This window comes from Streptomyces sp. NPDC029122, assembly GCF_055569445.1.
The window spans coordinates 115,514-127,100 of record NZ_JBVHWK010000024.1; the positions used below are offsets into that span (position 1 = coordinate 115,514).

General features: G+C 74.6%; 9 protein-coding genes. 6 read left to right on the forward strand and 3 right to left on the reverse strand.

Translation table 11 applies throughout. The features are described 5' to 3' along the window. Positions 1-78: 78 nt before the first annotated feature. The gene (locus tag ACZ4WZ_RS25435) at positions 79-2,220 is read right to left on the reverse strand and encodes an ATP-binding protein (protein ID WP_467893707.1); all 2,142 of its coding nucleotides are present in this window, start codon (positions 2,218-2,220) and stop codon (positions 79-81) included. A gap of 75 nt (positions 2,221-2,295) precedes the next feature. Further along, positions 2,296-3,261: a fibronectin type III domain-containing protein gene (locus tag ACZ4WZ_RS25440; protein ID WP_467893709.1), complete on the reverse strand. Its 966-nt coding sequence runs from the start codon at positions 3,259-3,261 to the stop codon at positions 2,296-2,298. Between the two features lie 183 nt (positions 3,262-3,444). Between ACZ4WZ_RS25440 and ACZ4WZ_RS25445 the strand changes: the two genes are divergently transcribed. The 6 genes from ACZ4WZ_RS25445 (at position 3,445) to ACZ4WZ_RS25470 (ending at position 10,235) form a co-directional block, all read left to right on the forward strand. Beyond that, complete coding sequence (locus ACZ4WZ_RS25445) at positions 3,445-5,034, forward strand: ABC transporter substrate-binding protein (protein ID WP_467893710.1); 1,590 nt, start codon at positions 3,445-3,447, stop codon at positions 5,032-5,034. 32 nt (positions 5,035-5,066) lie between these two features. Continuing rightward, positions 5,067-6,032: an ABC transporter permease gene (locus tag ACZ4WZ_RS25450; protein WP_467893712.1), complete on the forward strand. Its 966-nt coding sequence runs from the start codon at positions 5,067-5,069 to the stop codon at positions 6,030-6,032. Continuing rightward, positions 6,025-6,891, forward strand: coding sequence for an ABC transporter permease (locus ACZ4WZ_RS25455; RefSeq protein ID WP_467893714.1), 867 nt, complete (start codon positions 6,025-6,027; stop codon positions 6,889-6,891). Before ACZ4WZ_RS25450 ends, ACZ4WZ_RS25455 begins: the two co-directional genes overlap by 8 nt. A gap of 95 nt (positions 6,892-6,986) precedes the next feature. Then, positions 6,987-7,871 (forward strand): ABC transporter ATP-binding protein, encoded by an 885-nt coding sequence (locus ACZ4WZ_RS25460; protein WP_467893739.1) that lies wholly within the window; start codon positions 6,987-6,989, stop codon positions 7,869-7,871. Beyond that, positions 7,864-8,523 carry an ABC transporter ATP-binding protein gene (locus ACZ4WZ_RS25465; protein WP_467893716.1) on the forward strand — a complete coding sequence of 220 codons (660 nt, stop codon included), beginning with the start codon at positions 7,864-7,866 and terminating at the stop codon, positions 8,521-8,523. Before ACZ4WZ_RS25460 ends, ACZ4WZ_RS25465 begins: the two co-directional genes overlap by 8 nt. A gap of 140 nt (positions 8,524-8,663) precedes the next feature. Next, entirely contained in the window at positions 8,664-10,235 is a 1,572-nt protein-coding gene (locus tag ACZ4WZ_RS25470; protein WP_467893717.1) for a hypothetical protein, read from the forward strand. Positions 10,236-10,262: 27 nt separating this feature from the next. Here the strand turns inward: ACZ4WZ_RS25470 and ACZ4WZ_RS25475 are convergent, their stop codons facing one another. Continuing rightward, positions 10,263-11,186, reverse strand: coding sequence for an ion transporter (locus ACZ4WZ_RS25475; protein ID WP_467893719.1), 924 nt, complete (start codon positions 11,184-11,186; stop codon positions 10,263-10,265). Positions 11,187-11,587 lie beyond the last annotated feature (401 nt).

The following is an 11,587-nucleotide window of genomic DNA, read 5'->3' on the forward strand; positions in this document are numbered from 1 at the left end:
TCGGGCAGACCCCTCCCGTACTGACGGGAGTCCAGGCATCCAGCGGCCCACCGGCTGCCCTTCGCTCATGAGGCGCGGTCAGCCGGTGGACGCCGCCGCACCGCCCCGGAACGCGGTCTCGTACGCCGCGTCGCCGATCGCCGCCCTGGCCTGCCGCTCGCCCTGGTCCCGCAGGGCCGTCAGCGAGGGCGAGCCCATCTGGGGCCGCCCCACCGTCCGCCACCAGGCGTGCCCGGTGCCGAGCAGCCGCGCGGCCAGTTCCCCGTCGCCCAGCGCCGCCACCGCCGCCGCCAGCAGGTCCAGGCCCAGCGCGATGCCGAAGCGGTCGCCCAGCAGCCGTTTGCCGGACAGCATGGCCCGTACGTGCCGTGCGGCCTCGCCGTGCTGGCCGAGGCCCAGTGCCGCGACGGCCAGGACGTAGTCCGCGTACGCCCGCAGCCAGCGCTCACCCAGCTCCGCGCACGCCTCGCGCAGCCCGTGCGCCTCCTCGGCGGCCTCCTCGAAGCGCCCGAGGTCGCACAGGGCGTACGCCGTGGCCAGCTGGCACAGCAGCCGGCCCGCCCCGTCGCCCCGCCCCCCGTGGGCCGCCCGCGCCCGGGGCCCGGCCAGTACGAGCGCCTCCGCCGGGTCGCCCCGCATCAGGACCGACACGGCGTGCAGGTGGGCGGCGCGCAGCCGCAGCTCCGGGTCGGCGACCAGGGCCGCCGCCCGGGTGCACTCGACACCCATGGCCCGGGCCGCGTCCATGTCGCCCTGGAGCAGGAGCGTCAGCCCGAGCGCCCATTGCGCCTGGATCCGGGCGGCCCCCGGCCGCGGGGCCGCGCGCAGGGCCCGCTCCAGGAAGGCCCGGCCCTCGTGGACGTGCCCGCACGAGAACCAGAAGAACCACAGGGCCCCGGCCATCTCCAGGGCCGCCGCTGGATCGGTGCCGAGCAGGTGCTCCAGGGCGGTGCGCAGCTGCGGGTGCTCGGCGGTCATCCTGCGGTACCAGTCCAGCTGGCCCGGCCCCAGCCAGCCGTGGTCGCCGGCGGCGCAGAGCGCGGCGTACCAGTGGGCGTGCCGGTCCGCGACGGTGCGTACCTCGCCCAGTTCGGTGAGCCAGTCGTGGCCGAACTCCCGGATCGTGTCGAGCATCCGGTAGCGGGTCCCGGCTCCGCGCTCGTGGGAGCGCCGTACGACGGACTTCGCGACCAGACCCTCCAGCACCCGCTCCACCCGGGCGGCCGGCAGCGGCCCGCCGGCGCACACCGCCCGGGCGGCGGCGACGTCGAACTCCCCGCTGAACACCGACAGCCGGGCCCACAGCAGCCGTTCCACCGGCTCGCACAGCTCGTGGCTCCAGCCGATCGTGGTCCGCATGGTCTGGTGCCGGGGAGGGAGCGCGGCGGGGGTGCCCGAGAGCACCTCGAGGCGCGCGCCGAGGCGCTGCGCCATCTCCTCCAGGCTCCACAGCCGCATCCGGGCGCCGGCCAGCTCCAGGGCGAGCGGGATGCCGTCCAGCCGGCGGCACACCTCGGCGGCGGTGCGGGACCGGTCGGGGTCGGCGAAGTCGGCGGAGGCCCGCGGGCTCGCGGCGAGCGCGCGGGCGCGGAAGAGGGCCAGCGCCTCGCTGTCGGGGCCCTCGCAGGGGAGCGGGCGGACTTCGAGCACCGTCTCGCCGGGGGAGTCGAGCCGTTCCCGGGAGGTGGTCAGGACCGTCAGGCCGGGTGCGGACTGGAGCAGTTCGCCCGTGAGGTGGCGGACTTGGGCGACCAGGTGCTCGCAGGTGTCGAGGACGAGGAGGAGGGCCTTGTCGGCCATCCACGCGCACAGTTCCTCGTCGAGGGGGTGCACGGAGTGGCCGGCGGGTCCGATGGCGTGCGCGACGGTCGTGGTGAGGAGCGCGGGGTCGCGCAGGGCCGAGAGGTCCACCCACCAGATCCCGTCGGGCCAGAGGGAGCCCGGCCACGGTCCGCCGGGACGGGCGCTGCGGCTGCGGCGGGTGGCGGCGCGCAGGGCGAGCCGGGACTTGCCGACGCCGCCCACTCCGGTCAGGGTGACCAGTCTCCGTCCGCGCAACAGGGTGTCGAGACGGTCGAGTTCCTCCTCGCGGCCGACGAAGCCGGCGGTTTCCGGAGGCAGGTTCCCCGGCAGGTCGGCCGGCTCGGCGCCGGTGCCTGGCGCAGGGTCTCCGCACGCGGAGTCTGCCTGATTGTGGTTGACCGAGTACTCACCGAACACGGATGTATTGTGCGCGATCTTCTTTCGCGGGACCTGCCGTTCGCTTCGGTTCCGCCGCCGGGCGGGCGCCCGGGGTCAGCCGGGCAGCAGGATCCGCCGTTCCTCCGAGAAGGCCCCCCAGTTGCCGTCGGGCAGCCGGGCGCGCAGTTTCAGGGTCCAGGCCGTCCCCGCCGGTTCGGCCGTGGTGAGCAGGTAGGAGGCCCGGCCGCGCGGTACGGCTCCGGCGCCGAACTGGATGACGGTGACGGGCAGGTCGTTGACGTAGAGCTGGTACTCGCCCGTCGCGCGGCCGGTGTCCGGGGCGGTCCAGGTCAGTTCCACCGTGCCGGGCGAGGCGGTGGCGGTGAACGAACCGGGGGCGGTGTGCGGGGCCCGGCCGGGGTCGGCGGGGGTGGTGACCGCCACCGGCGGGCCGTCCGGTGAGGAGTTGTCGGAGCCGTCGCGGGCGCGGACGGTGAACACGTAGGCGGTGCCGGGCTGGAGCCCGGTGACGGTGGTGGCCCGGTCCGTGCCGGGGGCGGTGTGGACGCGGACCCCGGCCTGGTAGACGTCGTACGCGGTCACGCCCGTGTCGTCGGCGGCCGCGTCCCAGCTCAGCCGGACCGCGTGCGGCCCCTCGGCGCGCCCGTCCGCGGCGGCCGGTGCCGTGGGGGCCAGGCGGTCCTCGGCCCGGGCGTCCGGGGTGGTCACCTCGGCCGGGGCGCTGAGCGGCGAGCGGTTCCCGGCGGCGTCCTTGGCGCGGACGGAGAAGGTGTAGGCGGTCCGCGGGGCGAGGCCGGTGATGTCGGTCATGGTCTTGTCGGCGGGGAGTTCCCGCACCAGCCGTCCGCCCTGGAACACCTGGTAGCCGCTGACCCCGTCGGCCGTGTCCGCGGCCCGCCACATCACGTGGACCGAGGTGGCGCTGCCGGCCTGCGCGGTGAGGCCGGCGGGGGCGTGCGGGGGCCGGGCGTCGCCGTCCCCGCCGCACGCGGTCAGGGCGGCGGCGAGGCCGAGGGCGAGCACCGCCGGTGCGCGGCGCGGGGAAGTGGTGCCTCGCAACGGGCCGCCCTCCTCTTTGGTCTAGACATATATGGCACGGAGGGGCCGGACCCACAAGACCCCGGGTCCCGCCCGCGCCCGAAGGGCCGCCGGTCTGGGCTGATTCGTCTTCGTCTGCTCTCGTCTGGCAATATTGCGATCCGTTTGCAATAACGGATGATTTTGAACAGGGATGTGCACGACATGACGGCCCGGACAGCACGGGGAGCGGTCGGCGCGATGCTCGCCACCGCACTCATCACGGGCCTGGCGGCCTGCTCGAACCCCTCGGCGACCGCATCGCCGGCGGACTCCGCGGTGGTCGGCATCGCGACCGAGCCCGAGAGCCTCAGCCCGCTGCTCGGCTACGGCAAGGACGGCAACTCCAAGATCTTCGACGGCCTGCTCACCCACGACGCGGACATGAAGCTCAAGCCCGCGCTGGCCGAGGCCCTGCCGGAGGTCTCCGCGGACGGCCGCACGTACACGTACAAGCTGCGCCAGGGCGTGAAGTTCAGCGACGGAGCGCCCTTCTCCGCCAAGGACGTGGAGTTCACCTACCGGACCATCCTCGACCCGAGGACGAACAACCCCTCCAGGACCGAGCTGGACGCCATCGAGAGCGTCACCGCCCACGGCTCCGACCGGGTCGTCTTCACCCTCAAGTACCCCTACGCCCCGTTCGCCGAGCGGACCGTACTGCCCATCGCCCCCGAGCACATCGCGGGCCGGCAGGACGTCAACAGCGGAGACTTCGCCACCAAGCCCGTCGGCACCGGGCCGTACCTGCTGACCGGCTGGTCCAAGGGCGAGAAGCTCAGCTTCAGGGCCAACCCCGGCTACTGGGGCGGCGAGCCCGCCGTGAAGAAGTTCACCATGGCCGTCGTCAAGGACGACGACGTCCGCGCCACCCGGCTGCGCGCCGGGGAGCTCGACGCGGCCGTCCTGCCCCCGAACCTCGCCCGGGGATTCGCGAAGGACAAGGCGCGCAGGACCTTCGCCGCCAAGACCTTCGACTACCGCAACGTGACCCTGCCGACGCACCACCCCGTCACCGGTGACGTGGCGGTCCGCCGCGCGCTCGACATCGCCGTGGACCGCCAGGCCATGGTCGACAAGCTCCTGGAGGACGCGGGCAAGGCCGCCTACGGTCCCGTCCCGACCGACAGCCGCTGGTTCACCGCGGGCACCGAGCGCCCGTACGACCTCGAACGGGCCAAGCAGATCCTCGACGAAGCCGGATGGAAGGCCGGCGGGGACGGCATCCGCGTCAAGGACGGGGTCCGCGCCTCCTTCCCCCTCTGGTACACCTCCGGCGACAAGATCCGCCAGGACCACGCGCTGGCCTTCGCCTCCGACGCGAAGAAGGCCGGCATCGAGGTCAGGACCGAGGCCGGGACCTGGGAGGTCATCGAACCCCGGATGAAGACCGACGCCGTGCTCGCGGGCGGCGGCTCCCCCGCCGACCCCGACTTCGACCAGTACCAGCTGCTGACCTCCTCCCTCGCGGGCGACGGCTTCAACAACATGGCCCAGTACGCCAACCCCGTCGTCGACCGGGCGGTCGCCGACGGCCGCACCAGCGGCGACCCGGCCGCCCGCAAGGCCGCGTACGACACCGTGCAGCGCGAACTCGTCCAGAACCCGGGCTACGTCTTCCTCACCCACATCGACCACCTCTACGTGGTGAACGACAAGTGGGACGGCCCCTCCACCCAGGTCGAACCGCACGACCACGGCCTCGGCACCGGCCCCTGGTGGAACATCGAGAGCTGGAAGCCGAAGCGGAAGTGACGTCCCGCCGTCCGGGCCCGCCCTGGGGACCGATGGCGCGCATGGCGGGACGGCGGACCCTCTCCGCCGCCCCCGTCCTGCTCGTCGTCACCTTCGGGGTCTTCGCCGTCGCCGCGCTGTCCCCCTTCGACCCCGTCAAGGCGTACGCCGGCACCGCCGGGCTCACCGCCTCCCAGGCTGAACTCGACCAGCTGCGCGCCAACCTCGGCGTGGACCGGCCCTTCCCCGCCCGGTGGTGGGACTGGCTGACCTCCGCGCTCACCGGCGACCTCGGCGACTCCGCCGTGCTGCGCCAGCCCGTCGCCGACGTCATCGCCGGGCGCGTCGGCTGGTCCGCGCTGCTCGCCGGCTGCGCCTTCGCCGTCGCCGTGCTGCTGGGCACGGCGCTCGGGGTGCTCGCCGCCCGCCGCCCGGGCGGGGCACTGGACCGGACCGCGTCCGGCCTCGCGTACACCCTGGAGGCGGCCCCCGCCTTCTGGCTCGGGCTGCTCGCCGTCTGGTTCTTCTCCGTACGGCTGGGCGTACTGCCCTCCGGCGGGCTCACCGACGCCGCCGACGACACCGTCACCTTCGGCGGGGTCGCCTCCCACCTGGTGCTGCCCGCACTGGTCCTCGGCATCTCGCAACTGCCCTGGTTCTTCCTCTACGCACGCCAAGGAGTGGCCGACGCGCTCGGCGAGGACCCCGTACGAGGGGCCCGCGCGCGGGGCCTGTCCGAGCGGCGGGTCCTGCTCGGGCACGGGCTGCGCTCCGGGATGCTGCCGATGCTCACCCTCATCGGCTCCCGGGTGCCGGAGCTGATCACCGGCGCCCTGCTGGTCGAAACCGTCTTCAGCTGGCCCGGCCTCGCCGCCGCCACCGTCACCGCCGCCACCTCGGTGGACTTCCCGCTGCTGGCCGCGCTGACCGTCCTGGCCACCGCCGCCGTGCTGGCCGGCAACCTGCTCTCCGACCTGATGTACGGGCTGGCCGACCCGAGGGTGGGCTTCGATGGCTGACACCGCCTGGCGCCGCCACGGCCGGGACCGGCGCTCCACCCGCGCCCTGCGCGTGCGCGCCTCGGCCGCCGTCACCGCCCTCCTCACCCTCGCCGTCCTGCTGGTGCCCCCGCTCGTCCAGCTGGACCAGCAGGCCGTCGACCTCTCCGCGAAGCTGCTGCCACCCGCCTGGGAACACCCCTTCGGCACCGACGACGTGGGCCGCGACCTGCTGCTGCGCTGCGTCTACGGGCTGCGCGTCTCCCTGCTCGTCGGCGTGGTCGCGGCGCTCGCCGCCACCGTGCTCGGCACCGCCGTGGGCGCGGCCGCCGGTGCGCTCGGCGGCCGCACCGACCGCCTCGTGATGCGGGCCGTCGACACCCTGTCCGCCATCCCGCACCTGCTGCTCGGGATCTTCGTCGTGGCCCTGTTCCGCCCCGGCGTCTGGCCCGTGGTGGTGTCGGTGGCGCTGACCCACTGGCTGTCCACCGCCCGCATCGTGCGCGCCGAGGTGCTGTCGCTGCGCGGCCGGCCGTACGTGGACGCGGCCGTCTCCGGCGGCGCCTCCCGCCGGCGGGTCCTCGTCCGGCACCTGCTGCCCGGGGTGCTGCCGCAGGCCGGGCTGGCGGCGGTGCTGATGGTCCCGCACGCCATGTGGCACGAGTCCGCCCTGTCCTTCCTCGGCCTGGGCCTGCCCGCGCACCAGGCCAGCCTCGGCACCCTCGTCCAGGCCGGCCGCGGCTCGCTGCTCGCGGGGGACTGGTGGCCCACCCTCTTCCCCGGCCTGCTCCTGATCGCCCCCACGCTGGCCATCGCCGGCCTCGCGGGTGCCTGGCGCGAGCGCCTCAACCCCCGCCGCCGCTCGGAGCTGACCCTGTGAGCCCGCACCCCGCGCACCCGTCCGCCGCCGCCTCTTCCGTCGCCCCGCCCGCCGGGGAGGTCCTGCGCGTCGAGGGGCTGTCCGTCCGCTTCCGGATGCGTGGCGGACGGTACGTCGAGGCCGTCTCCGACGCCGCGTTCCGCCTCGGGCCCGGCGAGTGCCTCGCCCTCGTCGGCGAGAGTGGCTGCGGCAAATCCGTCCTCGCCTCCGCCCTGCTCGGCCTGCTCCCCGCCAACGCCGAGACCGCCGGATCCGCCCGCCTCGCCGACGGCCTGGACCTGCTCGCCGCCGACGAGCGGACCCTGGCCCGCACCGTACGCGGACGCCGCGTCGGCCTGGTCCCGCAGAGCCCGGCCGCGCACCTCACCCCCGTCCGCACCGTCCGCTCCCACCTGGAGGAGACCGTCCGCGAGCTCACCGGCCCCGGTGGCCCGCGCGCGGCCGCCGAAGCCGCGGCCGCACGGGCCGCCTTCCCCGCGAGCCACCTCGACCGCTACCCCCACCAGCTCTCCGGCGGCCTCGCCCAGCGCGCCGCCACCGCCCTCGCCCTCATCGGGGACGCGCCCCTGCTCATCGCCGACGAGCCCACCACCGGCCTCGACCGGGAGCTCGTCGACCGCACCGCCGACGAACTGCGCGACCACACCCGGGACGCCGGCCGCGCCCTGCTGATGATCACCCACGACCTGGCGGCGGCCCGGCGCATCGCCGACACCGTCGCCGTCATGTACGCGGGCCGGATCGTGGAACTCGCCCCCGCCGAAGCCTTCTTCGGCCAACCGGGACCCCGCCACCCCTACGCCCGCGGCCTGCTCGACGCCCTGCCCGAGCGCGCCTTCACCCCCATCCCCGGCGCCCCTCCCGAGCTGGGCGACCTGCCGCCCGGCTGCGCCTTCGCCGCCCGCTGCGCCCTCGCCGACAGCGCCTGCCGGTCCGGGCGGCCCCCGCTGACCGAAGGGGTGGCCTGCCACCATGCTTGAGCTCAAGGGCATCACCGCCGGTTACGACCCCCGCAGCCCGGTCGTGCGGGACGCGCACCTCGCCATCCCCCTCGGCGAGGCCGTCGGGCTGCTCGGCCCCAGCGGCTGCGGCAAGTCCACCCTGGCCCGGGTCGCCGCCCTGCTGCACCGGCCCGACCGGGGGACGGTGGCCCTCGACGGCCGCGCGGTGACGGGCTTCAGGCACCGGGCCCCGCGCTCCCTGCGCATCGAAGTCGGCGTGGTCTTCCAGCAGCCCCGCCTCTCCGCGGACCCCCGCCTCAGTCTGTACGACCTGGTCGCGGAACCGCTCCGGGCCACGGGCCGGCGTAAGGAAGCGGAATCCGCCGTGGGGGAGCTGGCCGACCTGGTCGGCCTCGGCGCCGACCTCCTCGCCCGGCGCCCCCACGAGGTCAGCGACGGCCAGCTGCAACGCGCCTGCGTGGCCCGCGCCCTGGTCCTGCGGCCCCGCTGGCTGGTCTGCGACGAGATGACCGCGATGCTCGACGCCTCGACCACGGCGGCCCTCGTCGGGGTGGTCGAGGCGTACCGGAGGCAGACCGGAGCCGGCCTGCTGGCCGTCGGACACGATCCGGTGCTGCTCGGCCGCTGGTGCGACCGCACCGCGCACTGGAGCGACATCACCGGCGGTTGACCGGCTGTTGCGCCTTCGTGAATCATCCGGCCCGTCCATGGACTCCTCGGACGGTGCGATCTAGCGTCTCCGCGGCGGCGCGATGCCGACCCGATGCCGGCGCGACGCCGCCAGCACCGTGGAGCAAGGAGGGCGACCGGATGTTCCGAAGAGCGCTGAACTGCGCCGTGGTCCCAGCCCTCGCCGTGCTGACGGCCCTCGGCGGGACCGCCCCCGCCGCGGGGGCCGACGAGATCCCCAAGACCCCCGGCCACCGCCTGGTCAGCCAGTACGAAGGCGCACCCGCCACCCCCGCCCCGCTGCCGGGCGCGGCCCCGCCCCAGCACCCCTTCCTCGCGCCCAACGGCCGCAGCGGCATGCACGCGGACGCGGCCGGCAGCGCCACCTCGCCGTGGTCCGGCCCGCTGGGGAAGAACCCGCGGGTCACCAGCGAGAGGATCGCCGCCCTCGGCGGCGAATGCGCCACCGCCACCTTCGACGCGGGCGGCCGCCTCGTCACCGTCTGCGGCACCTTCTCCGGCTTCCAGGTCAAGCTCCTGGAGCCCCGTACGCTCGCCACGCTCGCGGAGTACCGGCTCCCGCAGCGCTCCTCCACGGTCGAGGCGATCACCTCCCTCGACTTCACGAAGATCTTCAAGGACACCTCGGGCGGCGCCTACTTCTACCTGGACGACCAGGACCGCGCGGTGCTCGCCGACTCCCGCCAGCACATCCTGCGTCTCGCCCACTCCATGAACCCCGACGGGAGCTGGAAGTTCACCGTCGAAGACGACTGGGACCTCACCGGCCCGGTACCCCACGACTGCGCCGGCTGGACCAACCCGCGGCCCCGCGGCACCTGCGACCCCGTCACCTCGGTCATGCCCGACTGGAACGGCCTCATCTGGTGGGTCACCCGCCAGGGCCGCGTCGGCACCGTCGACCCGGCCACCTCGCGGATCCGTTCCATCCGACTGGCGGGCGAGGAGATCCAGAACTCCTTCTCGGTCGCCGAGGACGGCGTCTCCATCGTCACCGACCACGCCCTCTACGGCTTCCGCACCCGCGCGGACGGTACCCCCGAGGTGCAATGGCGCCAGACGTACGACCGAGGCACCGGGACCAAGCCCGGCTCGGTGAACCAGGGGTCGGGCACCACCCCGGACCTCTTCGGCGACGGCTACGTCGCCATCACCGACAACGCCGACGACCGGATGAACGTCCTGGTCTACCGACGCGGCGCGGACGTCCCCGACGCCCGGCGGCTGGTGTGCAAGGTGCCCGTCTTCGGATCAGGCGCCTCGACCACCGACAACTCGCTGATCACCTGGGGCAACAGCATCGTCGTCGAGAACAACCACGGCTACGAGAACCCGGCCTCGCTGCTCCTGGGCAAGTCGGTCGTCGGCGGTGTCAGCCGCATCGACGTCCGCGCCGACGGGAGCGGCTGCGACACGGTGTGGGAGAGCGCGATCCGCGCTCCCTCCGTGGTCCCGAAGCTCTCCACCGGGAACGGGCTGCTGTACTTCTACGAGAAGGAGCCCAACTCCTGGGGCATCGACGCCTGGTACCTCACCGCCGTCGACTTCCGCACCGGCGAACGCCGCTGGCGGCGGCTGACGGGCACCGGCCCCCTGTACGACAACAACTGGGCGCCGATCACCCTCGGCCCCGACGGCACCGCGTACGTCGGCGTGTTCAACGGCATCGTCGCGGTCCGCGACGGAGGCTGACCCCCGAGCGGACCGCGGCGCGGTCCGCTACACGGCGGTCTCCAGCTGCCGGTCCGCCGGGCGCTCCCGTTCCAGCGCGGAGGGCGGCACGGGCTTGGCCAGTTCGAGGCTCGCCTCCAGGTCGTCCAGTGCGAGGCGGGCGGCGGCGATCCGGTCCCGGACCTCGTCGACGGGGTCCATGGCGTTCGCCGCGCGCTCCCGGGCCCGCGCGTCGGCCTCCTCCATCTCCCGGGCCTCGTCCAGCGAATTGAGCACGACCCCGATCAGGACGTTGACCAGGACGAAGGAGGCGAGGAGCGCGTACGAGGCGTAGTAGAGGATGCTGAACCGGGAGATCTCCAGCCCGGCCCGGACCGCGTCCGTCAGCCCGTCCAGGGTGGTCAGCAGGAACAGGGTGAGCGCGGCCCGCCCGATCGAGCCGTAGTGCTGCGGGTCGGAGGAGGCGAAGCAGACCCAGCCGACCATGGCGTACACGTACACGACCAGCGCGCCGATGAACAGGAAGCTGGCCGTGCCCGGCAGGCTGCGCCCGACCGCGAGCAGCAGGATCCGCAGGTGGGGCAGGAAACGGGCGGTGCGCAGCACGCGGGCGAGGCGCAGCAGCCGCAGCACGGTGGTGTTGTCGCGCAGGAACGGCAGGAAGGCGGAGATCAGGATCAGCAGGTCGAAGAGGTTCCAGGGGTCCCGGAAGAATGCTTTCGGCCGGTCGGCGTGGGCGCCCACCCGCAGCAGCATCTCCAACGTGAAGAGGGTGAGGCAGGACTCCTCCGCGATCTGGAGCACGTGACGGTTCGCGGCGGCCAGCCCGCTGTACGTCTCCACGCCCATCAGCGCCGCGTTGAGCATGATCACGGCGAAGACGCCCATCCCGAACGACGGCGCCTCCGTGATGCTGCGGCAGCGGGCGGCCAGTCTCCTTCGGCCGAAACCGGCCGGCCTGGGGTCCGTCATCTCGCTCCTCGTACTCGTGTCGCTCGTGGTCGGCGGTCGCGCGGACCGGCGCGGGCCGGGGCGCACGCGCCGGTCCGTACGTCCTTCTAACGCCGTACGGGCGATCGGGTTTCAGGCGGTCGTGCGGAGCGGTGCACCCGGGCCGCAGGGCCGGTGCCCCGTCTGAACGGGCCGGCCACCGCCGCGGCACGGACGGGACGAGGCGGGAAGGGTGCCGGAGGCGGCGCCGGACGCATGTACGAAGCGACGCGTGGCGGCGGGGCCAGGCGAGCGGGGCCGAGCCCGACCGGGGCCGAGCCCGGGACCGGGGGGGGGGGGGGGGGGGGGGGGGGGGGGGGGGGGGGGGGGGGGGGGGGGGGGGGGGGGGGGGGGGGGGGGGGGGGGGGGGGGGGAGGGGGGGG